The organism is Candidatus Bathyarchaeota archaeon, assembly GCA_026014735.1.
In the GTDB taxonomy this organism is placed as follows: domain Archaea; phylum Thermoproteota; class Bathyarchaeia; order Bathyarchaeales; family Bathycorpusculaceae; genus Bathycorpusculum.
Map to the genome: position 1 here is coordinate 141,264 of JAOZHT010000004.1, position 26,062 is coordinate 167,325.

24 protein-coding genes are annotated in these 26,062 nt (G+C 52.0%); 10 read left to right on the top strand and 14 right to left on the bottom strand.

The genetic code is table 11. The annotated features are described in order from the left end of the window. Positions 1-58 precede the first annotated feature (58 nt). Positions 59-1,147, bottom strand: coding sequence for a glycosyltransferase family 4 protein (locus NWE93_13275; protein ID MCW4001199.1), 1,089 nt, complete (start codon positions 1,145-1,147; stop codon positions 59-61). Next, entirely contained in the window at positions 1,147-1,899 is a 753-nt protein-coding gene (locus tag NWE93_13280) for a glycosyltransferase (protein ID MCW4001200.1), read from the bottom strand. Before NWE93_13280 ends, NWE93_13275 begins: the two co-directional genes overlap by 1 nt. A gap of 214 nt (positions 1,900-2,113) precedes the next feature. Between NWE93_13280 and NWE93_13285 the strand changes: the two genes are divergently transcribed. Further along, on the top strand, positions 2,114-3,916 hold the full coding sequence (locus NWE93_13285) for an MBL fold metallo-hydrolase (GenBank protein ID MCW4001201.1): 1,803 nt from the start codon (positions 2,114-2,116) through the stop codon (positions 3,914-3,916). 113 nt (positions 3,917-4,029) lie between these two features. Further along, a complete protein-coding gene (locus NWE93_13290) occupies positions 4,030-4,497 on the top strand; it encodes a hypothetical protein (protein MCW4001202.1) in 468 nt (155 codons plus the stop codon). 454 nt (positions 4,498-4,951) lie between these two features. Here NWE93_13290 and NWE93_13295 read toward each other — a convergent pair whose 3' ends face one another. Next, positions 4,952-9,316 (bottom strand): ATP-binding protein, encoded by a 4,365-nt coding sequence (locus tag NWE93_13295; protein ID MCW4001203.1) that lies wholly within the window; start codon positions 9,314-9,316, stop codon positions 4,952-4,954. Between the two features lie 151 nt (positions 9,317-9,467). Here NWE93_13295 and NWE93_13300 point away from each other — a divergent pair, with 151 nt between their 5' ends. Beyond that, positions 9,468-10,028, top strand: a complete 561-nt coding sequence (locus tag NWE93_13300) for a hypothetical protein (protein ID MCW4001204.1) — start codon at positions 9,468-9,470, stop codon at positions 10,026-10,028. 1 nt (position 10,029) lies between these two features. Here NWE93_13300 and NWE93_13305 read toward each other — a convergent pair whose 3' ends face one another. Further along, positions 10,030-10,155 carry a hypothetical protein gene (locus NWE93_13305; protein MCW4001205.1) on the bottom strand — a complete coding sequence of 42 codons (126 nt, stop codon included), beginning with the start codon at positions 10,153-10,155 and terminating at the stop codon, positions 10,030-10,032. 92 nt (positions 10,156-10,247) lie between these two features. On the opposite strand from NWE93_13305, the gene NWE93_13310 reads away from it, so the two are divergent. Then, a complete protein-coding gene (locus NWE93_13310) occupies positions 10,248-10,448 on the top strand; it encodes a hypothetical protein (GenBank protein MCW4001206.1) in 201 nt (66 codons plus the stop codon). On the opposite strand, the gene NWE93_13315 is transcribed toward NWE93_13310, so the two are convergent. The 9 genes from NWE93_13315 to NWE93_13355 form a co-directional block, all read right to left on the bottom strand. Then, positions 10,449-10,766 carry a Rieske (2Fe-2S) protein gene (locus NWE93_13315; GenBank protein MCW4001207.1) on the bottom strand — a complete coding sequence of 106 codons (318 nt, stop codon included), beginning with the start codon at positions 10,764-10,766 and terminating at the stop codon, positions 10,449-10,451. It lies immediately after the preceding gene. Between the two features lie 85 nt (positions 10,767-10,851). Beyond that, on the bottom strand, positions 10,852-10,977 hold the full coding sequence (locus NWE93_13320; GenBank protein MCW4001208.1) for a hypothetical protein: 126 nt from the start codon (positions 10,975-10,977) through the stop codon (positions 10,852-10,854). A 171-nt stretch (positions 10,978-11,148) separates the two neighbouring features. After that, positions 11,149-11,808 (bottom strand): hypothetical protein, encoded by a 660-nt coding sequence (locus NWE93_13325; protein ID MCW4001209.1) that lies wholly within the window; start codon positions 11,806-11,808, stop codon positions 11,149-11,151. A 400-nt stretch (positions 11,809-12,208) separates the two neighbouring features. After that, positions 12,209-13,336, bottom strand: coding sequence for a M20/M25/M40 family metallo-hydrolase (locus tag NWE93_13330; protein ID MCW4001210.1), 1,128 nt, complete (start codon positions 13,334-13,336; stop codon positions 12,209-12,211). After that, positions 13,302-14,516 (bottom strand): aspartate aminotransferase family protein, encoded by a 1,215-nt coding sequence (locus NWE93_13335; protein ID MCW4001211.1) that lies wholly within the window; start codon positions 14,514-14,516, stop codon positions 13,302-13,304. The genes NWE93_13330 and NWE93_13335 overlap by 35 nt, the downstream gene beginning before the upstream one ends. Then, positions 14,509-15,318, bottom strand: a complete 810-nt coding sequence (locus NWE93_13340; protein ID MCW4001212.1) for a [LysW]-aminoadipate/[LysW]-glutamate kinase — start codon at positions 15,316-15,318, stop codon at positions 14,509-14,511. Before NWE93_13340 ends, NWE93_13335 begins: the two co-directional genes overlap by 8 nt. 12 nt (positions 15,319-15,330) lie before the next feature. Next, the gene (gene argC, locus NWE93_13345) at positions 15,331-16,380 is read right to left on the bottom strand and encodes an N-acetyl-gamma-glutamyl-phosphate reductase (protein MCW4001213.1); all 1,050 of its coding nucleotides are present in this window, start codon (positions 16,378-16,380) and stop codon (positions 15,331-15,333) included. A gap of 23 nt (positions 16,381-16,403) precedes the next feature. Next, complete coding sequence (locus NWE93_13350; protein MCW4001214.1) at positions 16,404-17,588, bottom strand: hypothetical protein; 1,185 nt, start codon at positions 17,586-17,588, stop codon at positions 16,404-16,406. A 73-nt stretch (positions 17,589-17,661) separates the two neighbouring features. After that, complete coding sequence (locus NWE93_13355) at positions 17,662-17,865, bottom strand: lysine biosynthesis protein LysW (protein ID MCW4001215.1); 204 nt, start codon at positions 17,863-17,865, stop codon at positions 17,662-17,664. Between the two features lie 240 nt (positions 17,866-18,105). Here NWE93_13355 and NWE93_13360 point away from each other — a divergent pair, with 240 nt between their 5' ends. Further along, the gene (locus NWE93_13360) at positions 18,106-18,516 is read left to right on the top strand and encodes an Lrp/AsnC family transcriptional regulator (GenBank protein MCW4001216.1); all 411 of its coding nucleotides are present in this window, start codon (positions 18,106-18,108) and stop codon (positions 18,514-18,516) included. 272 nt (positions 18,517-18,788) lie between these two features. On the opposite strand, the gene NWE93_13365 is transcribed toward NWE93_13360, so the two are convergent. Beyond that, complete coding sequence (locus NWE93_13365) at positions 18,789-20,555, bottom strand: thiamine pyrophosphate-binding protein (protein MCW4001217.1); 1,767 nt, start codon at positions 20,553-20,555, stop codon at positions 18,789-18,791. A 109-nt stretch (positions 20,556-20,664) separates the two neighbouring features. On the opposite strand from NWE93_13365, the gene NWE93_13370 reads away from it, so the two are divergent. The 5 genes from NWE93_13370 (at position 20,665) to NWE93_13390 (ending at position 26,050) form a co-directional block, all read left to right on the top strand. Then, positions 20,665-21,594, top strand: a complete 930-nt coding sequence (locus tag NWE93_13370) for an FAD-dependent oxidoreductase (protein MCW4001218.1) — start codon at positions 20,665-20,667, stop codon at positions 21,592-21,594. A gap of 696 nt (positions 21,595-22,290) precedes the next feature. Next, positions 22,291-22,917: a hypothetical protein gene (locus NWE93_13375; protein ID MCW4001219.1), complete on the top strand. Its 627-nt coding sequence runs from the start codon at positions 22,291-22,293 to the stop codon at positions 22,915-22,917. Between the two features lie 220 nt (positions 22,918-23,137). Beyond that, positions 23,138-23,410 carry a hypothetical protein gene (locus tag NWE93_13380; protein ID MCW4001220.1) on the top strand — a complete coding sequence of 91 codons (273 nt, stop codon included), beginning with the start codon at positions 23,138-23,140 and terminating at the stop codon, positions 23,408-23,410. 577 nt (positions 23,411-23,987) lie between these two features. Beyond that, positions 23,988-25,199, top strand: coding sequence for a hydrogenase iron-sulfur subunit (locus NWE93_13385; protein MCW4001221.1), 1,212 nt, complete (start codon positions 23,988-23,990; stop codon positions 25,197-25,199). Continuing rightward, positions 25,199-26,050: a sulfide/dihydroorotate dehydrogenase-like FAD/NAD-binding protein gene (locus NWE93_13390; GenBank protein ID MCW4001222.1), complete on the top strand. Its 852-nt coding sequence runs from the start codon at positions 25,199-25,201 to the stop codon at positions 26,048-26,050. The genes NWE93_13385 and NWE93_13390 overlap by 1 nt, the downstream gene beginning before the upstream one ends. The last annotated feature ends 12 nt before the right edge of the window (positions 26,051-26,062 follow it).

A 26,062-nucleotide genomic window follows, 5' to 3' on the forward strand; every position in this document is an offset into this window, starting at 1 on the left:
GTTTGAGGCTATCTCAACTTCTAACTTAAAGCTTGACATGGAAAGCAAGATCAGTGCCTCATTTTCGTCCTGCTTCCAAGGCAAATTTAAGCAACTCCTCAGCTGTACGGTCCCATGAAAACCCACGTGAGTACTTTAACGCGTTTCGGGATAGTTCTGCCCTTAAATCGCCATCCGAAAGTAAAGCGGTAAGTGCATCCGCTAAGGCCGCCACGTTTCCGCTATCCACCAGCAGCCCTGTTCGGTTATGCTGCACGGAATCCTTCAGCCCCGGCACATCATAAGCCACAGCGGGCACCCCCAGAGCATTAGCTTCAATAACGTTTAAGCCCCAGCCCTCGCGGATTCCCGGATGAACCAGCACCCAACCCTGCGCTATCAACCTGCGGCGTTCATCGTCAGCTATTCGCCCAAGAAACCTCACGCCTTCACCCGCCAGCCTCTCTAGCTCACACCTGATGGGTCCATCGCCGATGATCCAGAGTTCTGCCTCGGGAACCTTCTGTTTTACTTTTTCGAAGGCAGCTATGGCGTGGCTTGGCCGTTTGGCTTTCTTTAGTCGCCCGGAATAAACGATTACGGGATGACTGCTTTTTTGGGGCAGCGTAGGTAGGGGCTTAAAGTTTAAGCCTTCAGGTACAACGGAAACGTGCTTGAAACCCAGAGTTGCCAGATCCATGCGGGTGCTCTCTGACACCGTGACCGTCGGCACATCGACGTATCTGCGCAGCCACCTGTCCTCGAGGCGGTAGCCCACGGCGTTCATGGGAAAGCCTGTTTCGAGGTACCAGTACTCGCGGGCCAGCTGATGAATCAAAGCCACCACATGCTCACCGTTTTCAAGGAATTTTGGAGCAAAAAAGGGGCGCGTGTTGATTTCGTCAACTACCAAGTCAAAGTGTTCGTTCTTTAAGCTTTTTTTGAAGAACCTTTTGGCTTCATTGTAAACTGAGAAGCGACCGCCTGACCTAACAACCCTCACCCCATCGAGGGTTTCCTCGCCTTTGCAGCCGGCGAAGGCAGCGGTAAACAGGGTCACTTCGTGTCCAGCCTTAACCCAGCGCTTGGCAACCTCACATGTGAAGACCTCAGCGCCGCCCATCTCGGGGTTTAGCCAGCAGCGCCAATTAAAAATCAGAATCCGCATCAAGCCGCCTCTGCAGGCCCTCTTTTTTTGGTATCTATTTTTCCATATATCCTAAGCACCCGTATTCGCCAGGTCATTCTAAGCAAATCAGTGAACATCTCGAAGATTTCTCTGAATTTTGGACAGGCGTTTAGCTTAAGCTGAACGGGCATCTCAACTATTTTTAACCCGTGCAGGTTAGCGGCGGCAAGCAATTCAACATCAAAAGCAAACCGCTTAACCGTTAACCATGGAATAATCCGCTCAAAAGAACTCTTCTTCATGGCTTTAAGCCCCACTTGGGTATCTCTGATGTTCACGCCAATCATTATCTTAACCAAGACGTTGAAGGAATGGCTAAGGATTCTTCGCAGGGCCGATATCTCTACGCGGGACTGCGGATGCCACTTAGAAGCAATAACTATGTCGCTTTGGCTGAGCGCCTCGATGTAGCGTGAAATCATGCCTAAACCTATCTCTAAGTCGCTGTCAGCGAAAACCACCACGTCCCCGCTGCTTCTCATAAAACCCGCCTTAACTGCGTAGCCTTTGCCGTTGTTGGTGCTGTAACTGTGGATTTTCACGTGACCGTTCTTTTGGGCATACATAAGTGTCTTAGGCAGGGTGTTGTCTTTGCTGCCGTCGTTAACCACAACGATTTCGTAGGTTTTGTGTTCCTGACTGAAAAGCGCCTCTATGTTGATTAGGGCAGATTCGATGGAGTTTTCCTCGTTAAACGCAGGGACCACGATTGAGAGTTCAATTTGCTCCATGTCAACCGCCATCGGTTTGTTTCTTGGATACGCTGATAGCCGAGCTACCCAGTGGGATACAGGCATCAAGTCCTTATAATGTTTGAGTTTTCAGGTTAACCCGGTTATACAGCAAAAAAACAAGCTGCACTATTGAGCACTAGGCTGCCCGCACTTTCACGAATTACATCAAGTTTTTAAAGCTAGTTTACCTGAACAAACACGGGGCAAACGTATGGCAGCTACATTAACCTTCTATGGTGCAGTTGACGAAATCGGCGGAAACAAAATCCTCCTGAAAACAAGCGATGGAGCCCTCCTGCTGGATTTTGGGCGCCGCATGAACGAGTACGGAAGATTCTTCTCGGATTACATTCAGGCACGCTCCAAAAATGCCCTTCGTGACATGCTGAGGTTGGGGATTCTTCCAAAAATCGATGGAGTCTACACGCGTTACTTGGTGGATATGACCTCTTTATTTGAAAACCCTGAGGTAAGCAAAAAAGTTCCCTTTGAAGAGGCCCGGGATTACTGGAAAACCACCGATGTCTCCCCCTGCGACCCCGCAAAGCCAGCGGTTGATGCCGTCTTTGTAACGCATGCCCATTTTGATCACATCCAAGATGTTAGTTTTCTTGACCCATGCATCCCAGTTTACTGCACAGAAAAAACCAAAGTGCTAGCAAAAGCCATGACGGATGTTTCTGTTTCAGGGGTTGATGACCAATATTACAAGCTCGCCAAGGAGTCAACCATTAAGCAGAAGCCAGCGGGGTACAAGACGCTCTGTCCAGAGGAATGCGCGTTCTGCGAGGAAAAAGAGGAGGAGCACCCAATCATTGTTGACGCAAAAACAAAATTCGCATTCACTTATGACATAGCTCCACGATATCGAACTTTTAATACAGATATGCAGGGCCACGTGAAAGGCATAGAGTACAAGCTTATCCCCGTGGGGCACTCGGTACCTGGCGCATGCTCAATCCTGTTGACGCTGCCAGGTGGCAAACGGGTTCTCTATACAGGCGACATACGGTTCCACGGTGCAGATGAAGTTTCAATAGATGATTATGTCAAAGCCGTCGGTGGCTCAGTGGATATTATGATCACGGAGGGCACAAGGGTAGATTCGGAGAATGTCTTAACGGAGGAACAGGTCGGCAGAGACATAACCGAGGATATCAGATGCTGTGAGGGGCTTGTGCTGATTAACTTTGGCTGGAAGGACCTAACACGCTTTAACACCGTATATGAAGCCGCCAAAAGCAACGGTCGCGTCCTTGTGGTTACGCCTAAACTTGCATATTTGCTCTATGAGATGCACTGCAACTTCCCAACCAAACATCAAGACCCAAGAACGATGGATAACCTGAAAGTTTACCTCAAACGCGAAGGCGACCTGCTCTACTCCAAAGCAGACTATGACAAATACAAAATGGGGTACCTGCATTATCACGGCAGAAACGTAGCTAAAGACGACCGCAACCTTGTCCGCATAGCAGAACGACTCGACGTCGGCGGCGAAGCGGGGAACCCAAAAAATCCCCTGGGGGCAACATGCGCGGGGTTACCTTATGATTACAAAGATATCTACTCGCTGGCAACGCACCATTTAGACAACGGCGTTAGAGCCTACCAAATACGCAGAACCCCAAGGCAGTACGTCTTGATGTTCTCGTTCTGGGATGCAAATGAACTCTTCGACTTGATACCCCTTGACGGCAAACATCAAACCCGCTACATCTCGGCATCCACGGAGCCGTTTAGTGAAGAGATGGAAATTGACGAACGCAAAATGGTGCATTGGATGGACTTCTTTAGCATCGCCTGCGACTATGACGTTGACGAAAAGGGCGATAAATCGTTTAAGCGCAGGCATGTTTCGGGGCACGCATCAAAAATGGAACTTAAAGAAGTAATAGATAGAATAAACCCAGCCAGGATTATACCCATCCACACGGAGAATTGCGGAGTATTCGAAAGCTTGTTTGCATCAAAAGTTATTTTGCCGAAATATGCTCAGCCCATAGAGATTTGACTTAACAGACTGGCTTTTCTCAGCATTTTTAAAAAACAGCTCTGCAACGTCGAAAGACCCCCCCGCTGAACCTTTAATCAATCTTTATATTTGATTGGTGCCAATAGCCTGGCATGGCAGAGCCAAAAGATGGCAGACCAATCTTCTTCCCCGAAAACCTGGTTCTCTTAGGCAACCTCGCCCTTTTTGTATGGATTGTCCTTGACACCGTTGCTTTTTTACTATATGATCTTACGGCTGGTATTGTGTTCTTTATCCTGACGCTTATCTTGATCTATGGGGTGCTGCATCTGCTGGGCTGCCTAAGACCATGCCATAAATGCATCAAATGCACCCACGGCATGGGGCGATTGGCCGCGCTGTACTTTGGCAGACGCATCTTCAAAGACTACAAGTACAACTACAAACTGCCCACCGCAGTATTCTTCAGCCTATACATCGGGGCTTTTCCAGCGGCATTCGCCCTCTACTCCGCAGCCACAGGTTTCACAGTCGTTAAAGCAGCGGTTTCTGCGGTGCTTTTGGTTTTCACGATCTATAGCGCCACTACGTGGAGGATAGAGAAACCGAAGAAAACCTGAGTAGCCTCCGCAGGTTATTTTAGAGCTAAACTGAGAGAGCAAGAAAGCGGTTGAATTATAGCCGTTTTCAGGTAAAATAAGCGTTTTTAAAACAAAAATCTTTAATTGATACTGCAGAATTTTTAGACGTGAGGTGCACAAATGGTAGCTGATACTTGCTCGGCAGATCAAAAATTACCGAAATGCCCAAGATGCAGGAGACAATCAACAAGACTCAAAAACGACATAGAAAACGACTATTTCTCGGTAAAATACTATACCTGCGACCACTGCCAACACATTTTCAAGGTTGCACGCGTGAAATACCCCACGGACCAGTAAAGTGGGGCCTCAGGCAAAGGCAATTTTGGTAGCATAAAAGTAGCTTAGACCTGGATTATGGAGAGCCATAGATTGCAGCAACCCCAAGGCGGGTATGCATGCAACAAACGTATGAGCTTATCCACAAGGTGATTTATCGGCGGGTTTGGGCCAGCGTTTTTTGGGATTTAACGTAGACTTCCACCTTAACGTCTGGGTTTGCTTGCCCAAGGAACTTTGACAAGTCACCCTCCCACTGAGGCTTAGAGTCTGCAGTGAAGCCCACCGTGTCGGAGATGCCCCGCCAGAGCAACGCGCGGTCGTAGTCGCGGGCGTCTTGGGGCATGAACTCGAATATGCTGCGGCTTGCCACGATGACGAGTTTCTTTTTCATCCGCGAGATGGCGACGTTGATGCGGTTGAGGTTAAGCAGGAACTCGCTTTCGGTGCGGACATAGTCGGGGTCGCTGACGCAGCTGCTGATGATGACGAAGTCTGCTTCGCCGCCCTGATATCGCTCCACCGTATCGACGCGGGCGCCCAGGTTGGCGTCTTGGAGGCGGTTTTTAAGCAGCCCCTTCTGGGCATTGTGGGGAGTGATGACGCCTATATTTGCGGAGGACGCATTCTTAGCCAGCGCCGCCACGATGGATGCCTCCACCAAGTTAGACTGGAAACTCTCTGCCTCATCATGCACGATGAGGACAAACACGTTCTGAGGCGCCAAAGCCACAGCTAACCCCTCCGTCTGGGCCTCAACAGGCGCTAAAGTCTGCGTCTGCTCAGAACGGAAATCAATGTTATCCTTCTCATAGACCCATTCACGCAGAAATTCCGCGACCACCGAGTGGCAACGGTGGCTCTCGCAGAGCCGCTCCGCAGGGATGTCTGCTGGGTTTCTGCATTTTATCCGCTCCAAGCCAAGGTCTTCGTTGCGTAGCAACCGCAGAAAATCCATAGCGGAAAGAAAAGACGCCATTTCCTCAAGGGTGCGGCGGTCCTCTTTTTCCCAGTTATGCGCCACAATCGGCGGCAGCTGGCGGTGGTCGCCTGCGACGAGGATTTGGCTGTTTTTGGATAGGAAGCTTCCTGAGAGGATGAGTTCGGGGAGCCGCATCATGCTGGCTTCGTCGACGACGAGGAGGTCAAAGAAGCCTTCGCCCCAGGGCGGCTCGGATTCGCCGATTTTTTTCATCAAGCCATATAGCCCAGGCGGCGTCAGACATATCACTAACGGGGAGGAAGCCGATGTGGAGGGCGTAAGCGTGGATTGATTCATCAGGCAGCCCGTGAGTTCAGCGACGGTTTCTTGGTCCTGGTTATAGTTGACGTATTTGACTCCGTCGATGGGCGGCACAAGCGAAACCTCGCTGCTTAAGACACGGTAAAGCTGCAGATCTTTGAGGTCGCGTCCGCCGGCGGCGATGTATTCTTTCCAGCAACGGCCGAGTTTCTCGACGAATTCCTGGATGGCTTTATGGGTCGGCGCCACCATCAAAACTCGGCACCGAGACTTTGCCCTATGCGCGGCGATGTGAGCAAGCACTGCAAGCTGCAGCGTTTCGGTCTTGCCCGTGCCAGGCGGACCCTGAAGCATCACAATCGGTTCAGCTCCAAACACGCGTTCCACAAAACGTTTCTGTTCTGCTTTGGGCGGAAACCGCCGTGCCTCCATCCAATTTAGGAAAGGCATCGCTGCAGCCCTGTCTAGTGCAGTGTGGTTGTTGCCGCCTGTCTTGCCCGCCAAGTAGTCTGCTAAGAGGCAGTAGAGGACGTTGTTGGCTGCGTAGTCGAGGCTTTTTGCGGCGCGGTCCGAGATGATGTCGTCGGCTAACTCGTCAAGGATGTAGTAGCGTCCAGCCTCGAAGAGCTGCATGTACTTGCCCTGTGCCTTCTCGGGGTCAGTGGTGGGCAGATTATGCCATGCACTGTACTTGCTGCCCCTGCCCCGCGGCCAACTCACGATTTTAACGACAACTTCCAGCTTGGGCACGTCCACGCGGTCCACGATGGCTCGGGCGGACTTCTCCACCTCCCCCGGCGAGCGCTTCTCGGTTTCCTCAAACTGCCCCGAGGCGTTGCGCCGCAGCTCAGTCACCACCATCCAGTCGCCTGAACTTGAGCCCTCCGAGCCCTTTACGCGGCAGGCGTTGGCGACGCAGTCAGCTCTGGGCAGCCCCAGATCCTCGTAGACCAGCTTGCCCCGCACCACGAATTCCCGTTCAAACTCGTCGACGCGTGTGCACTGGAAAATCACTGATCGCCCGGAAGCCACCCGCTGATAGGGCAGCATCGCATAGTGCTGATACATCTCCTGGCGCTTCGAGAAGTACTCTAAATCCAAGAATTCTCGGCAGCTCCGCTCCAGCGTGGCGGTGCCCAGCGTGAACTCGGAGATTTTGGGGACAGCAATCGGCTTTTTGCCCAGTCGCCTGTTACGGATAGAGAGGGACCGCTCGACCTGCTCGAGTGCCATACAGATTTTGGTGCCCATCAGGTTAAGTTCTTCGTCGGTTATGCGGCGGGTTTTAGAGGTGTAGTCGCACCATTTGCGTTTATCGAGCAGAACCTTGGAGGGGCCTTTAACTTGGCTGAAATTGTCGAGTCGACCCTTGGCGCCCCAGATGTACTCGATGGGCAATTGGTCGCCGAAGCGGGCGCGAGCGGGGTAGTAACCGTCGTTTTTGCCCTCTTTGAGGAAGGCGATGGTGCCGTCGGGGTTTCTGCGGTAGGGCAAGCTGTAGTTGAATAAGCCGTCGCGGAACACCAGCGCCAAATCCACTATGGTGCCGTCTTTGCGTTTGACGCGCCATTGGTTGCGGTCAAAGAAGCATGCCTGCTCCAGAATTGGCAGCAACCCCGAGCTGTGATAACGCAGGGCTTTGCGGTGGACCACTTCGTCTTGGAGAATGGAGAACATGGGTTGGTCGATGGCTTGCCGCAGCCCCAGCAGGTCACGCACGGCCTGTGCACTAATCATTGAGGGCTGCCGACAGACCGCTTTCATGAGGACATCGCGTTCTTGGCGGCTGAAGAAGTACAGGTGAATCGGCGCCTCATCGGGGCTGCCGGCTGCAGCTGCGGCTTTATTTATGGCCGCGGAGAGGTCAGCGAAAAAGCCCTCCAGCAGTCTGCGCTCCTCCTCTATGCATTCGTTTCGGTCGTCGGGGAGGCTGCTGATTACGCGGGAAACGAGGAGGGGTTCGCCGCGGTATCGGGTGCAGCTGACTTTGGCGCTGAGCATCGAGACGCAGTCAAGCATGTAGTCCCATTCGATGAAGAGGTAAATGCGGATTAAGCCGTCGGGGTTATAGAGTAACGAGGCGTCGGCGCCGCCGGAGGGGCTGTCTTCGGGGAGGCTACCGTAGCCTGTTCCGGTAAGCCAGGGCATCCAGCGGCTTTTGCTGGCGTTTGGGCTGCTGGGGCGGATGCCGCCAAGCATGTACTGGGCGCGTTCAACCAGCCAATCCAGCTTGGCGCCGATGATGGGGTCTGTTGAGAGCTCCTGAACCTTTTTTGGGTCCTTAGCGGGGATAACTCGGAAGTCGTTGGGGCGCAGATTGCCGCCGTCCAGCACCACTTTGAGCCGCGCCAAATCCTCCAGCCCCCTGACGCCGTGATGCGAGAGAGCTTTCTGTTCGCCTCGGCTTAGATTCAGCAGCGCCACGCTTTCGTTCTCCACTGAGCAGACAATGCAGCATTCGTTGAAGCCGCAGTTGTCACATCTCCAGCAGAGCTGGTACTCGACTTCCTCGAGGGGTTTTTTGTGGATGCGGTTGAATTCCCCGTTTTTGGCGAGGAGCCGCTCGACGTCTTGGATGAGGGGGCTGAGTTTGAATTTGGGCAGGGCGTCAGCTTCGAGGCTTTCAAGGCTGGTTTCGCGGTTGATGACGCCGCCTTCCAGCTCCACCTTGGCGGATAAGCCGCCGAGTTCGCGTCCCAGCAGCAGAACGTAGATGGCGACTTGGATGCGGTGGGCGGTCTGCTCTTTCCAGGAGGATTTGAGTTCGAAGATGCGGACTTTTACTTTGCCTTCTTTAAGCGGCCATACCGCGATTAAATCCGCGATGCCTTTGACATCCCATACGCCGATTGGGCCCTTCATAGGCACCTGATAGAGCAAAACGGGGCGGGGGTCAGCTTTTTCTCCCAGCGAGATTATGTGCTCGATGACGTAGTGGAGGTTATTTAGGGAATCCTGGGCTTTATCCCAGCCGCGCTTACCATACTTGTTAGGGTCATAAACAGTGAAGTCAAGGTACTCGGCGGCTCTCCCCTTGAGCTCAGCGACTTTTTTTTCTTCCAACGCTTTGCCGGTGCCGTAGAGCAGGGGACTGATGGGTTTGAAGGCTTCGGGCCAAGTGCGTTTTTTGACTTCTTTGCCTTCGAATTTAAGTTTGAAGAAGCGGGGGCAGCAGTTGAAGCGGATGTACTCGGCGATGCCTGAGGCAGTCAGGGTTTTGCCGCCTTCGGGCTCTTCGCCTGAAAGGTCATCTGCATCGATGTCGTCGTAACTCAACCCCCACTCGCCTCCGCAACAATCACTTGCTGACAGTAACGGCGCCGGATATTATTGTATTTACCGTTAATCCCCAACCCCATCGGCGACGCCTGGCGGAAGCTGGCGAAAAACTCTTCTGTGTAGGCATTTAATGTAATGTGGAGACGGCATGCGCAGAACCCAAAAACCCCACAGGCAACTAACCCTCGACAAACTCCCCACTTCGCAACCCAGCCCAGCGCAGCCTCCGCAGCTAAAGCAGATAAAAATAACGCAGTTTGCCTCCGAAACCGGCATAGACGAGTTAACCCTTAAAGTCAGCTTCGCTCTTAAGCCCTCAAAAGCCGCCTTCTCCAAGCTGAAAGCGGATTTGCGGTTTGAGGAAGAGGTTTTGTCGTCTGTGCTGATTCGGGTTCCTCAGGGGCCGCTGTCCACCGACGAGTTAGAGTACAGTTGGGTGCTGGATATGACGGGGATAGGCGAGGGCAAGTACGCGGTTGGGGTTGAGATGTATGAGGCCGGGGGCAGCGAGAAGCTAAACTGCGCCACAGATGAGTTGACGCTGGATTATGTGCCGCAGACTCGCCGAAGCTGCTACATTCGGGTGCCATCCGTTAAGAGCGTTGCGGGGGCGGATTTGTCTGTTGCCTCCAAAACTGAGAGTGAACTCTACCGCGAACTCGAAAATACACTGCGGGAAGAGCAGAAGTGCAGAAGGGATAATTGGTGACCTATTTTTTCTTTCCCTTTGCAGGAAGCTGCGAGGTCAATTGTTTCTTTTTTGCTTCTTTTTCGCGTTTAGCTTTCTTTTCCTGCTCAAGGCGAGTGTTAATGTTTTTCTTTTTCATTGTGCCCATTTTTGCCATCTCAATTGAAAAACAAAAAGACCTACGCACACAAAAATGTTGCCCTTTTAACACCAAAAGAGCAAACACTTAGGTATTCAGAAATGCTTATCAAAGGTGCTGACTACACTTCATCGGTGCCACATTTGCCGACGAAAACCCTTCTGTGCGGATGCGTCTACGAAGAAAACGATTGGATGCTAATCAGAGTAAAAGAATGCGAAAAGCACCATAAAGCGAGGCATAGAAAAATAGAGTACCGCCCGAAAGCTGAATGCAACCGCAACGACACTCGAGGCGAATAGTTACTTTTTGATTTCAACCCAGATTTTTCCGTCCTCAACCTTACAGCGGTAAGCGGTGAGAGCGGTCAGAGGGTTCTCGATGTATTGTCCAGTGCGGACATCAAATTTCCAGCCGTGGCAGGGACACATTAAAACGTAGCCGCTTAAGATGCCATTTTGTAGGCTGCATCCCATATGCGGGCAGCGGTTAGTAACGCCGTAGACTTGTCCACCTACTTTAGCAAGCAATATGGGATTGCCTCTTATGCGGACAGCCGCTATACCGCCTTCTTTAAGCTCAGAATCCTTGATGCTTGAATGAAAATTATCTTTAGGCAAAACAGACCGCCACTACATATTGAAGGAGCGGTGCTGAAAAAGTTGCCGACGGGCACACGATTTTTTACTAGAAATCAGCAGAGAACTATTTTTTCTTTCCTTTTGCCGGAAGCTGAGATAGCTGTTCTTTTTTGGCTGCTTCTTTGGCTCGTTTAGCCTGTTTTTCTTGTTCTTTGCGAGTGTTTACGTTCTTCTTTTTCATGTTAACCATATGATGCCACCCAGATAGGCTATGTGATGTTTCCTACACTAAAAGGTTACCCCTTCCGCGACCAAAAAAAAGAACACATGCAGGCGCCTAAATGCCGCTTTTTTCACAATCGAGCCTCAAACAAGCATTTTTTATAAAGAAAAAGAAAAAAGAGAATGATTGGCGATTCGTCTACGGCACTGATGCAGGGGAATGCGTTAGCTTTGGAATCTTAGATTGTTTCCGTATCAAGACCGCGCCCGCTATGACCGCAATGGAGGACAGCAGCAAGAATGCAAAGAGGTTAAGGCTCTCTGGAACCGGACCCGTATAGGCATCGCCGGTGTAGGGTATAGCGCCCCATTCATCGGGGATACTAACTGATCCAGGTGGCCAGGCTTGTAGAGCAGCGCCTCCTGAGTGAGCATCATAGATGGCGACTCTCAAAGCGAACTGCGGCGGCAGACCCAGAGTTTGCTTTATCAAAGTTAGTTCAAGAATGTAGTGTGCGGTAGTTGAAGTCGGGGAGGTACTTAGCGTTTCAGCCCAGCTAGCAATGGATGAGGCGGGTGCAGCCATCACAGCCCAACCTGTCCCTGTTCCTTTATACCAGGTTGCGGTAGCGGTAGCGCCATGACCCATGATGTCTAGTCTAATATCGTCAGCCTGTGGTGCTGCGCCGCCGTTGGGAGCTGTGGCGTCGGTTGCGCTGTTGCCGTCGAAGCATAAAGACCAATAGTCGCCTGCGTCGTTGGTGGTGTCGATGCTTTCAACCATTATGTTTTCGCTGACAGTTATAGGGTCAGATGAGACCATGACGTATTTGTCTTTAAAGTTTGCTTGAGTGCCCAACCAGAAAGTTGGTTCCCCATCAGTCCATTCGCTATCGGGACTCCATCGCCCATCAACCGTTATGGCAGCGCCTGAGTGGCATGTATGCGAGTAACCAGCCATAGTAGCTGTAGCTATTCCTGAAAGAATTAACGAACTTAACGCCAATATAGAAAAAATTATAACTACACGTTTTAGCAATGTATTCTTTTCTCCTACATTTTTTTAATAGTCCTATTCAATGGAATGCGCTTAAAAGTTTTTCCTTTAACCAAGCCAGAAGTAACTTTTTGCAACCGAATTAGCTCTTTAAAATATCTTTTTGATGCAATATAAACACGAAAAACACTGGATAGAGAAAAACAGTCTTACGAAGAAAAAGCTACCATACAAAAAGTAGAAGCAGACTCTTCGCCGCCGGTTAGTTTACGCCGTTCTTGCTATTATGCAGTTCCGATAGCCGAAGCAGCGTCTCCTTGTATACGGCGATGGCGTCAAGGTACTCTTGGATCTCGATGTGCTCATCGACGGTGTGGTCCAGATGCGAGTCGCCGGGTCCATAGGTTACGATGGGCAAGTTCATGGCTTTGCCGAGGATGTTCATGTCGCCTGTGCCAGTCTTATGCAGCAGCGTAGCTGGTTTTCCCAGGACTTTACGCACGGAGGAAGCCATAACGTGCACAAGCGGAGAGGATTTGTTGACTTCAAAGGGCTCCACGGTGTCGAGGATTTCATGTTTAACAACAATTTCTGGGTTAGCAGCCTGGTACTTGGCGATGATTTTGGAGAGTTGCTCGGCGACTTTGGCGGTGCTGAACTGGATGGGTATACGGATGTCAAGGTTCATTTCGGCTTCAAAGGGGATAACGGAGGTGGCTTCGCCGCCGACGAGGCGTACCAGACAGGCGGTTACGGCGTTGTAGGGGCTGACAGAGGGGTCAAGAGAAGGGTAAGAGGAGTGCGTTCGGATGCGCTCCCAGAGTTCATAGGCTTTCTCTAAGGCGTTATCGTAGACCCATGGGGTAGATGCATGTCCAGTTTCGGTTTTAACGGTGACTTTAAGCTGGATTTGTCCCTTGTAGCCCACGGTGATGTTTTCGACGCCGCTTGGCTCGCCGAAGATGGCGTAGTCCGCTTTGATGCCCTGCGTAATGAGGTGACGAACGCCTTTGCTGGTGGCTTCCTCCTCCACGACGCTGGCGACAAGGATTTTGCCTTTGAAATGAGGCTCTTTGCTTGCCTGCAACGCAGCAATAACCATAGCTGCCAGGGGCCCTTTAGCGTCCACTGCGCCTCGAGCGTAAATTTTGCCCTCTTCAACACGCAGCGGCAAGATGCCTGCAACAGTGTCCATGTGTCCACAGAGCAAGATGACGGGTTCGCCTTCGCCGACAACGCCTATGACGTTGCCTATGGCGTCGACGCCTACTTGAAAACCTAACTTCTTCATGCGTTGAGCTATAAAGTCAGCTATGTCCTGCTCGTGTCCGCTGGGGCTGTAAATGCCCAGCAGGTTAGTTAGAAACTGTACTGCTGTTTGCTCGCTCATTTTCTTCTTCCTCCAACACGGCGTCTAACACGGTGATGGCTCGGTCAATCTGGGGTTTAGTTATGATCAGCGGCGGCAAGATACGCACGACGGTTTTTCCTGCGTCGATAACCAGTACGCCGCGGTCAAGGGCTTTTTTGATGACGCCGTAAACGTCATAGCGCAGCTCCACACCCAACATCAGGCCTAACCCGCGGACCTCTTTGATTATGCGGTGCTTCTGAGCTAAGCCTTCCAGCTGCGTCTTGAAGTATTTGCCGTTAACCGCTGCTTTCTCAGCCAGTTTCTCCTCCAGCAAAGCATCTATGGCGGCGCATCCGGCAGCGCAAACCAGGGGTCCGCCGCTGAAGGTGGTGGAGTGCTCGCCGACTTTGAAGGCGGACATGAGGTTTTCTTTGGCGACGGTTACGCCGATGGGTAAGCCGCCTGCGAAGGGCTTAGCAAGGCACATGACATCGGGGGTTACATCCCAGTTTTCGCAGCCGAAGAGCTTGCCGGTTCGCCCAAAGCTCGACTGGACCTCGTCGAGGATTAAGAGGACGCCTCGGCGGTTGCAGATTTCCCGAACTTCCTGGAGGTAGCCGTCGGGTGGCACGCGGATGCCGCCTTCGCCTCGGACGGGTTCAAGGATAATCGCCGCGGTTTTCTCACTTATGGCTTCCCCGATTTTAGCGGAGTTGTCGGGTGCGACGTGTTTGACGTCGGGGATAAGGGGCATGAAGGGTTCACGGTACTTTTTATCCCACGTGGCGGAGAGGGCCCCCATGGTTTTGCCGTGGTAGGCGCCCATGACGGCGATGATTTCGGTTTTGCCGGTGGCTTTGCGGGCAAGTTTTAGGGCGCACTCTATGCTTTCGGCGCCGCTGTTGGAGAGAAACGCCTTATCAAGGCCCTTAGGCGTGATTTTAACGAGTTTCTCGATGAACTCTGCACGTTTGTCGTTGTAGTAGCAACTGTGGCAGGTGATGAGTTGTTGGGCCTGCTCTTTTATGGCTTCCACGATTTTGGGGTGACCATGCCCAAGCGCCGCTACGCCGTAGCTGCTGGCGCAGTCCAGGTACTCTTTGCCGTTGATGTCCCAGAGCAGCGCGCCTTTGCCGCGGGTGAGCACAACGGGTTTTTTAGAGAACACGTTGGCTAAGTAGCGGTTTTCAGTTTCCATGATTTCGGTTTCATTCACTTGTTATCACTGTACCGACCTGATGATTAAGAGCCGATGTTATGGGCTGCTTGGCGGTGCCTGAGGTTACAAGGACTTCCTGCACGCCCTGACTGAGCGCCTCAAGTCCCGCGTGGACTTTGGTGCTCATGCCGCCGCCGATTTTGCTAAGGACCTCTTTAACTTCGGTGGCAGCGATTTTTGGGACCCGCTCGCCTTTAAGCATTAGGCCCTCCACGTCGGTGAGCAGGATGAGTTTGTCGGCTTTGAGCGCTCCCGCGATGATGGCTGCGGTGCGGTCGCCGTCCACGTTAAGGGGCTCGCAGTCCTGGCTAAGCGCGATGGGCGTGACGATGGGCACATAACCCTTCTCCAGGAGGAGTTTAAGCAGCTCTGTGTTGACTGATGTGATTTTGCCGGTGTAGCCGCCGTCGATGACTTTTTTGCGTCCCCGCTCATCCACCACGATAAGCCGCGTCTTGCGTTCCGCCTTAAGGATCGCGGCGTCTAAGCCGCTAAGACCCACCGTTGCTATGCCCTGTGCCTGCAGCGCCAACACGATTTGCTTATTCATTTTGCCCGCCATAACCATAGTGTAGATTTCTATGGTTTCCTTATCGGTGTAGCGGCTGCGGAAACCCTCGGGGGACATGATGAATTTCTGTTCCTTACCCAGTTTGCTGGCGATTTCAGTGACTTCTGCGCCGCCGCCATGCACCAAAACCACCCTGTGCTCTCTGGTGACTTCTTTGAGGTCCGCTACGAGGTCGGCGGCTGTGCCCTCCTTAAGGATTGACCCACCCATCTTGACTACGAGCAGCATAGCAGCAGTCTCCTAAATGGGGTGGAACCCAGTGCTCTTCAGCCCCGAGGTCTCATCTATACCCATCATTATGTTGAGGCATTGTACACCCTGACCCGCCGCGCCCTTCACCATATTATCCACTGCACTGAAGAGTATGAGGCGGTTAGCGTGCTCATCGATTTCGAAGCCTACATCACAGAAGTTGGTGCCTGTGGTGACTTTGGGGTCAGGCAACTGGTAGGGTCCCTTCTGGTACTTCACCAACCGCACAAACGGCTCAGAGCCGTACATGCCGCGCAGGGCTTTCCAGAGGTCCTTGTTTTGGATGGGCTGCTTGGGGAAAGTGTGGATGGTCGCAAGGATGCCGCGGATCATGTTGACGGCATGCGGCGTGAAGCTGATTTTTACGGGTCCGCCCAGCGGCGCAAGTTCCTGTTCAACTTCGGCTATGTGGCGGTGACCCACAACCTTGTAGGGACGCACACCTCCAGCGCGTTCGGGATGGTGACCGGCAAGGGAAGGCTTGCTACCGCCACCTGAAGACCCGACTTTAAGGTCAACAACTACGTGGTCTGTGTCGATTAAGCCAGCTTTCACAACTGGGGCTAAGCCAAGGATGGCGGCGGTGGCTTCGCAGCCCGCGCAGGCCACGAGCTTTGCGGTTTTGATTTCTTCACGGTGCAGCTCAGGCAAGCCGTAGGCGGCTGTTTTTAGCATTTCGGGGTGCGCATGCTCCCAGCCGTAGTAGGTGGGGTAATCCGCAGGGTTTTTTAATCTGAAGTCCGCGCTCATATCTATGACTTTGAGGCCTGCGTCAAGCAGCTTGGGCACCAGGTTGACGCTGCCGCCGTGGGGGGTGGCTGTGAAGACGAGGTCGCAGTTGCTTTTGAGTGCCTCCATGTCCTGGGGCACGAATTTAAGTTGGGTCATGCCGCGTAGGTTCGGGTGCACGTTGAAGACGAATTCTCCTGCCATCTGCCGCGACGTAACCATCGTTACCTCAACCTCTGGGTGGAGCAGCAGCAGCCGCAGCAGCTCGCTTCCAACGTATCCTGAACCGCCAATTATTCCGATTCTCATCTTGTTTTCCTCTGTTTGATTGATTAATGGTCTATTAGGCTCTGTGCGCTCCGCAGCAGGGTTTCTGCCACGTTGTGTCCAGTTGCCAAACGCGTGTTCTCCCAGAACTCAGGGCACGAATTCGACTCGTGGAAAACCAAAGAGCACTGGTTCTCATCTAAGTTCTCTTCAATTATATCTGTTATGCCCCCATACGCCGCGGATTGCTGATAACCCTTGAAGGCAGCTTCAAGCTTGCTGTTCCAGCCTTCGAAGTCGGTGAGGCGGCTCTCGTCAGCTTTCACCTTAGCCACGGGCGCAAACTCCTGCGCCGCCAAATCCAGCTGCGCCTTAAGCCAGCTGTCCTCGGCGTTTTTGTGGTCCTTCACGTCCACCATGGCGTCAAGCGCGAAAATCCATGCCTCGCTGCCCTCGCCCAAGACGTCTCCGCATTTGGTCGCCAACTCCTGCACCATCGAGGGCAACTTGGCGTGGAAGACGAGGTTACCGAGGAAGGTGTTGGTGCGGAAGTCCTTAAAGCCTGCCCGAGCCATCGCCACCGGGTAGCAAACGGGTGCTTTGCCGCGTTGCTTGGAGACGAGGATGCGCAGGTCATAGAACCATTTATCGATAAGCTGCTGGGCTACGACGCCGACGGGGTTGATGATGCCGGGCTTGGTTTCCTTGATGTTTTCCTCCAGCTCCAAGCGGGTTTTGCTGAGCATAATCATTTTGCCGTGGGTGCCCGCGTCCGCCTTAACCACGATGCCCTCGGCGATTGGCAGCTCCGCCTCGAAGAGGTCCGCGATGTCTTTTTCGTTGTGGATTTCTTTGCCGCTCTTCATTGTGTCGGTGGCGTCGCAGGGAACAAAGACGGTTTTTGGAATCGGCAGCCCCGCCATGCCCAGTTTGAGCAGTGTGCGGAGTTTGCTGTAGCAGACAAACTCGCTTTGGCTGGTGTTGAGGGTTTTTTTGCCCAGTGCTTCAAGGATGTAGCTGGCTTGGAGGCGCCGGTTTTTGCTTTGGGCACGGTTAAGGACAACCTGGGTCTGGCTGAAGAGGGCTGTGTAGTCTTTGCCCTTGGTTTTCGCGGAGAAACCCTCTTTGCCGATGGATAACGCGATTTTCCGGAAGGGAATAAATGAGAGGTCGATGCCGAGTTTTTTAGCGGTGAGTTTAATGCCGTTTTCATCGTTTTCCGAGCGCTCATAAAGAAGTGCAATGCTCATCGCTGTGGCATCCCGTGATGTTTTTTCCTTAAAAGGGTGGTTTAACAAAAGAGTAGATGAAGGTGGATACTGTTTATTCGCCCCAGTCTTCGCCTTCAATGGTTAACTCTTGAAGGTCTACGCATCCGCCTTTGATCTGTTTAACTTCTAGTTCGAGTCCGCAGCCGGGGCAGCTTAGGATTTCTCCTTTCTCGGTGTCGCATGGTACGTCTAGGTCGGCGTCGCAGTCTGGGCATTTTGCCTGTAGTTTTTCGGGGTTGTTTGCTTGTTTAATCATTTTTTGTTCGTCACGCTTACTTTATTTTTTGGAAATGTCATTTTGAGTATTTCGTGAATCTTTTAAAGGTTGTGACTTATTTGTTACAACTTGGGCAGGTAATGTCCCATTTGGTGCAGCCGTGTTGGCGCAAAAACCGCACCGCAAACGAACCCAAGTAACGAAAAACGCAGCCCAGACGCCTGTGCGGTATGGAAAGCGTTAAATTTTTCAATGCTAACTATCCACACGGGGAAAGGCATGGACGAAAAAGACAGGCAAATCATCAAAATCCTCAAAAACGACGCCCGAGCAGGCTACGGCGAAGTAGGCAGCCAAATCGGCCTCTCCGAAGGCGCAGTCCGAAAACGCATCAAAACCCTAACCGACCAAGGCATCATCCGCAAATTCACCCTCAACGTCGGCCTCGCCGAAGGAGCCCAAGCCATCACGCTCCTGGAAACCAACCCCAGCTACCCCACCGTAGAGGTCTCTAAAAAAATCCAGCAGATGCCCAACGTAGAAACCATCTACGAAGTCACCGGCGAATACGACATAGTCGCCGTCATCACCGGCATGTCCGTAACCGAAGTCAACGACGCTATAGAGAAAATCCGCCGCGTCGAAGGCATCATGAAAACCAACACCATGATAGTCCTAAGAAACTGGTAACTTCAGTTCTGAGATAAGCTATTTTGCCTTGGCATGGGGGATGCTTTGGGCTGCTTGGGTTTATCCGATATGGTTTTGTATCGGATAAGCGGGGTTTTGGGTGTATCCGATATACTTTCGTATCGGATAGCGTCGGCTCAGGGTTGAACCAGAAGACTAGAAGTCGACTCTTTACATAAGGGGAGGGGGGAAGCGGTGGAGCAGTAGATGTCGCAGTTATGTTGCTATAAATAGAGGGGGGGTAGAGCTGGCAGAGCAACAGATAGCCAGCGTTAGGGGAAGCGCCTTGGATCCGTATCAATATCCACGATGGCGGGTTTCTCGGATTTAAGCGCCCTATCCACCGCTTGGGGCAAGTCCGCTGGCTCTGTTACTTTGATGCCTAAGCCGCCTGAAACCTCAGCGAACTTTGCGAAGCTGAAGTCATGCAGCTCGGTTTGCCAGCCCCTGTAGCCCTCGACTTTCTGCTCCTGCATAATCATGCCCAGATGCTTATTGTTCACCACAAACACCTTCACGGGCAACCCATACTTATGCGCGGTCAAAAAGTCACCCAGCATCATGGTTAAGCCGCCATCGCCTGTTACGCAGACAATCTGCCGCCCCGGATACGCGAAAGCCGCCGCCAATGCACCGGGCAAACCAAACCCCATAGTTGCCAAGTTGCCGCTCATAACCATCTTCTGGCTGCGCTTCATGCGGAAGTTGCGTCCAAACCACCAGCAGTTCTCGCCGACATCCAGCGAAATCACGGCGTCGGCGCTGAGTTTTTCGGTGAGGACCTTCATGATGTAGGGTGCTCGAATGGGTTTAGCTGAGGCATCGGCTTCTTTTTCAAGCTGGTTTAGCCATGCCTGCTTTAGCTGCTTTATCTCCGCTGCGTAGTCAGGGTTGTCTTTCTGCATTACTTTCTCGGTTAGTTTAGGAATCAAAACTGCGCTGTTGCCTAGCAGCCCAACCTCAACGGGGTAGCGGCGAGCCAGCATCAGGGGGTTGATGTCGATTTGTATCATGCGCCTCTTGGGAATCTGCGATAAATCCGCAAACGAGGAGCCAACCGCAATAAGCAAGTCCGTTTTCTCCATTAATTGCCCCGCAGCTGTGGAACCGACACCTCCGTGGCAGCCCACGTAAAGCGGCTCCGAATCATCCACAAAGCCCTTGGCGCGGAAAGTAGACATAATCGGCGCCCCAATCTTATCTGCCAGCGCCAGCAGCTTAGTGCCCTGTCCACGGCAGCCAAAACCCATCAAAATCACAGGGCGCTCTGCCTCATCTACCGCTTGAGCAGCGTTCTCAATCACCCAATCCTCCTGCCCATACGCCATGTTAGGCATTCTGCCTTCAAACGGCAAAACCTCCGCGCTGTAAGGCAGCTTCTGGACATCGTTGGGGATGCCTATGTGGGCGACGCCCTGGTCGAGGAGCGCATGCTTTATGGCAAGGGTCGCCAACGTGGCAGTTTGGTCCTCGGTCATGAGGGTTTTGTTATAGACGGAAAGCGGCTCAAAGAAGGCTTGCTGGTCAATCTCCTGCAGAGAGCCCTTGCCGATGTGCTTTCGGGGCACCATACCCGTCAACGCCAACACGGGCGCATGATCCAGCTGGGCATCGTAGAGCCCCGTGACAAGGTTAGTGGCGCCCGGCCCAGAAATCCCCAGCACCGCCGCGATGTGCCCCGTGAGTTTGCCATACGCCGAAGCCATAAACGCAGCGGCTTCCTCATGGCGAACCTGGATGTATTGGACTTTGCCCTCGGTTTTGCGGATGGCATCCACCACTCCCAGCGTGGAGGTGCCGGGTATGCCGAAGACGAATTTGACGCCCCACGCAGCAATTTGCCCTATGAGCACGTCGCTGACGGTGGTTTCAACTTTCTTTTCAGCCGCCGCTTCGGGTGCTTCGGACAGCAGCACAAAGGCTGATTTGGGGGCGCCGCAGATGGGGCAAACCCACTCCGCTGGCAAATCCGCGAATTTGATTTTCTCTTTTGCTTCGTCATAAACCCAGTTGCAGACTGTACACCGATACTTCGCCATAAACAACCCTCAAAACCTAAAAGAACTATTCAGCTTGGCATTTATCAGCTTATTGGAAATCGAACCATTCATAAACTTCGCCTCCAAAATATTCTCAGAGGCACCGTTTATGGAGAATTGGGATGTCATCATAGTGGGCGCTGGCTCAGCCGGCTTAGCCGCAGCCATCTACGCCATACGCAGCGGATTGAAAACTTTGGTTTTAGACGAGAAATTCGCGGGCGGAACCATCAGCGATGCCCCCATCATCGTCAATTACCCGGGGTTTGCCGAAATCAGCGGCGGCGAACTTGCCCAGAAAATGGTTGAGCACGCCCGCAAACTCGGCGCGACCGTACATGACATCGAAGCCGTCACCGCCATGACTCTTTCCGGCGAAAACAAAACCGTAACCACCACCGCCGCGATCTATCAGGCTAAAGCCGTCATCCTAGCCACGGGGTCCCATTACAAGGAAATCGGCGCCAAAGGCGAAGCCGCATTCAGGGGCAGAGGCGTAAGTTACTGCGGCGTCTGCGATGGACCCTTCTTTAAGGGCAAGCGGGTGCTGGTTGTGGGCGGCGGCAACTCAGCCTGCATTACCACCCTGTACCTGTCGGGTTTGGCTTCTCAGCTTACGGTGGTTCATAGACGCGATGCGTTTAGGGCGGAGGAGTCACTGGTCAAGGACTTAACCGCTAAAACCAACGTGAAGGTCCTCTGGAACACCGAGATAGCGGAAATCAAAGGCGACAAGCAAGTCCGCTCCGTCACATTAATTGATAAAGCAGGCAAAACCAGCGAGGTGGAGGTGGACGCGGTTTTTGTGCAGGTCGGCGAAGCCCCCAACAGCCAACTTGCAGCCGCCAGCGGAGTCGAAGTCGACGAGCACGGCTACATAAAAATCGATATCCGCCAGCACACCAACCTTGACGGCGTCTACGGCGCAGGCGACGTGACTAATCACCCCGTAAAGCAGGTGGGCACCGCGGTTGGGCAAGGCATTACCGCTGCTTTGGAAGCTTACGCTTTCATTCGGCGGCCCTATTACAAGCGGTGAGGCGTCTCTCCTTTCAGTCGTAGGTAAGAAAGCGCCGGTTTGTTTTTGTTTAGTTGTTGTGGGCAAGGCGCCTTTACACAACAACTACCTGAGGCGTTTGGGGGCGACTGCTTTTCCGTTTTAGGCCTGGCAGGCGGTTGCTGGCGGGTTGTGCAATCTGCCACAAGCAGAACAACAAAAGTTTAGTCGCAAATACGGATTATGCGCAAACGTCTGTTGCTCTGCCAGCTCTATCCCCCCTCTATTTATAGGCTCAACAAAAGCAGTTTAGGCAACCAAAAACCCCAACAGATGTAAACACACCCACTGACAGGTTAGGCAGCTGCAGCGTTTAGCTTCAGAAACTATGCGACTGCTCCTAAACTGAGACGATGGTTAGATTCAGCTGACGCTTCCCCATACCCCAAACGTCTGTTTGTTCAACCACCACCTCCCTCCCCTTATGAAAAGACAAAACGGACTTTCCCCCACACATGGCGGAGCGGATGCTTTTGGCGGGGCCGGCACTTGCTCAGGGGCAGGCCAGGAAAAATAGGGCAGCATAAAGATCGCCCATCTAGTTTTTATTTTTCCAATAATTCTGTTCAGACGAACAACTTTTGTATTAAAATATATGAATTACTACATACAACTCATTTAATATGTCTAGCAGTAAAACATATATCTAAAAACTGAGGCTAGAAGATTGGTGAGTTGATGAGAAGAATAGGCGTTCTTTTGCTTGCCATAGTTCTTATAGTTCCTTGCACGATGATTTTCAATCCTGTACCTGCGGCTACATCGGATGACTCATGGGAAACTAAAGCACAGATGCCCATAGCTACTTGCAGGTTAGGTTTAGCGGTTTGCGATGAAAAAATTTTCGCAATTGGCGGCTATGATGAGAACTGGAAATTAACTGGGACAAACCAGAGGTATGACCCTTCAAGCGATAGCTGGACTATTCAGGCATCGATGCCTACCCCACGCGCGTATTTCGGAATAGCAGTTTGCCAAAACAAGATTTATGTTATTGGTGGCGTAAACAAATCTGGGCTTGTTCCTTTTTCAAGTGGCTTGGAGGTTTCTGGGGTGACCGGAATAAATGAAGCCTACGACCCCTCAACAAATACTTGGCAAACTATGGCGCCCATGCCTACCCCTCGAAGCCAAATGCAGGCAAACGTTGTGGATAACAAAATCTATGTTGCTGGGGGATTTAATCTGTATTCAAACTTTGAATTCGTTAATTTTACAGACGTTTATGATCCTTTGACTAACTCTTGGTCAAGGATGTCACCGATGCCGATTCATCAGGAAAAAGTTTTCTTCAGCCGTTTGTAACGATAAAATATACTATGTAAGCGATGAAATCACCCAAATATTTGATCCTGAAACAGACACCTGGACCTCTGCAAGCCCACCACCCAACTCCGTATATCAGAGTGCGGCAGGCGCCAGGGCAGGAACGCCCACGGAACTGTATGTTTTCGGTGGAGGAGCAAACGGTGATTTAACTCAAATCTATGATCCAGCGGGAAACACATGGACTCAAGGTGCCTTAGTGCCTACGCCGCGCACTAATTTGGCAGTTGCAGTTTTTGATGATGCTTTTTTTGTGATTGGCGGAACGGAACCGATTAATGGTACAATTCTTGCGGTCAACGAAAAATACCTCTCCGCCGATTATGGAGCCTCCGATGACCAAGTGGCGGAATCGGGATCCTCCGACCAAACGCAAACCATCCACACAACATTACTTGCAGCCACAGCTGTAGCAATCGCACTCGTGACTATTGGGCTGGCTGCATATTTTAGGAAAAACAAGCACACTTAGCCCTTTTCAGGCACATTACCATTTCCCAAACAGGGGCAGCCAGATAAAATAGGGCAACAGCAACCGCTACCAGGGTAGATACCGCGCAGTTATGGTGGTGCTGTCCTCCTGCTGGCTGCGCATACGTTTCCGTATGCAGCCTATGTAAAAGGGGTCTATAGTTTTGTGCAAGCAACAGAGAGTCAGTGAGTAGAACTGCATGCCTTTTCTTTAGGGGTACTGTACAGTTATAATGGTGCTGTAGCTGGGCGAAAAATAACTGTGCATTCATAAGAGTAGCCATTATAGTTGCCGCTGAAATCCCACAGGTAAGCAGTCAAAAACCAGCATGTACTAATCAACCGTCACCGCACCTTTTGTTGGGCAGCAATTCTGCTGTTTATCTTTTGTAAAGCATGCAGTCAACTTTGTTTACTCAAATCTCGGCAAATAACACGTTTGTTAAGCCAGTATTGTATAGGGGATTTTCATTTTTTGCAGAGCAAGGATTATATGACTCAGAAATCCTCTTTGCGGTCAAGACTTTTAGCATTCACGCTAAAGTGTCGATTAATGGATAACGCAGAGAGGTTTACCGATGAGTGAAAAATGTCTCGCTGTAGTTGAGATTAATCAAGACTTATGCAGCCGCTGTTACGTCTGCAAATCCATCTGCCCCTACCAAGCCATCAAAGCCGACGCCGAGGGCAAAGTGGAAATCAACCTAGACGAATGCCAGGTCTGCGGCATATGCTACAGTGCCTGCCCAGCTTCAGCCATAAAAATGCAGTATTACACCTACGATAACCTAACAGAATACCTAAAGCAAGCCCAGGCCAAGGAGCCCGAAACGGAAACGCTGGTTCTGATGTGCCGCGGCAACTCACCCAACACAGGCGAAGTCAAAGACATCCTCAAAGAAGAAGGCTTAAACGTTGACAAGTACCTCTCGCTGCGATTGCCCTGTGCAGGCAGAGTCCCAACTGACTTTGTCTTCGAAGCCCTCAACTTAGGCATAAAAAACATCGTGTCGGTCCAATGCGAAGACCCCTTCTGCCGCTACAAAGAAGGCACCAAAATTAACACCCGCAGACTGGTCTTAGCCCGCAACGTCCTCAAACAGCTGGGCTACGATGACAAAGCCGTCCGAGTCATCAAGTTCAGCCGCAAAGCCGTCTATGACGTGCTGGAATGCGTCGGATGCGACAAATGCATCTTCATCTGCCCCTATGACGCCCTCGAATTCGAGCCCTTCGCGACACCCAAACTAAACGAGGAGAAATGCGTCGGATGCGGCGCATGCCAACTGGTCTGCCCACACCATGCTATACAGGTGAAAGGCTTTGAATTCGAAAATGTCCTGGGCAAATACAAAAGCGCCGCGGAGGCACTTAGAGCCAAAAACGGCCAACCCGCAGTTTTGGCTTTTGTCTGCCAGTGGTCAGAGTTCTCCGCGCTGGATAACCCCAACCGGGCATTCGAAGGCAAAAACGTGCTGGCGCTGGAGGTTCCATGCTTCAAATCCCTTGACCCCGTCCATGTTGTTAACGCGCTTAACTGTGGCTTCGACGGAGTTATGGCGGTGGTCTGCAGCTCTAAAGACTGCAAGCTACAGGAGGGCAGAGACACCGCAGAGCGCAACTTGGGCATGATGCTTGATGTCCTCAAAAAAGAGGGGCTGCTTGACCGCTTCACGCTCTATGAGGAGTCGCCGCGCTGCGAGGGAGACTTCAAAGCTAAAGTTGACGAGTTCTACCAGAAAATCTCCAAGTTACCCCTACAAGAAGCAAAACTGGAGGCACCCGAGTAATGTACCGAATAATCAGCAAAACCGAGCTTGCACCCAAAATCAAGCTCTTCGAAGTTGAAGCACCTGAAATCGCCGCTAAAGCCCACCCTGGCCAGTTCCTCATAGTTATCCATGGCAAAACAGGCGAACGCATACCCCTCACCATCTGCGGCTACGACACCGAAAAGGGCACGGTTTCCTTTGCTTTCCATGAAGTCGGCAAAACCACCAAGGACCTAGGTAAACTCGAAGTGGGCGACGAAATCGACAACGTCACGGGGCCCCTGGGTAACCCCAGTGAAATCAAGAAATATGGCAAGGTGCTCTGCGTCGGCGGCAGCGTTATGATTGCGCCGCTTCTGCTGCAGTCTAAAGCCATGAAGGAAGCCGGAAACCAAGTAACCACAGTGATCGGGGCACGCACGGAGCCCTTCATTATGATGGAGGAAGAAGCTAACAAGTACAGCGACAAAGTCTACATCTCAACTGACGATGGCTCTAGGGGCTATCAGGGACTGGATTTTCTCTCCGAGTTACTTAAGAATGAAAAGTTTGACCGCTGCGTCGTCATGGGACCCGTTATCCTCATGAAAGATGTCTCGGCAATCACCAAGCCCTACGGTATCCCAACCATCGTGACGACCACGCCGATTATGATTGACGGCATGGGCATGTGTGGGGTTTGCCGCGTCACCGTCGGAGGCAAAATGCTCTTCGGCTGCGTGGATGGACCCGAATTTGACGGTCACCTAGTTGATTTTGACGAATTGATTTTGCGCCAACGCACGATGCTTCCCGAGGAGCGGCTGAGCAGTGTGCTGGCAGAGTTGCATGAACATGGAGGTTGCAAGTGTGGTCGAAACAAAGCCTAAACCGAAACTTAA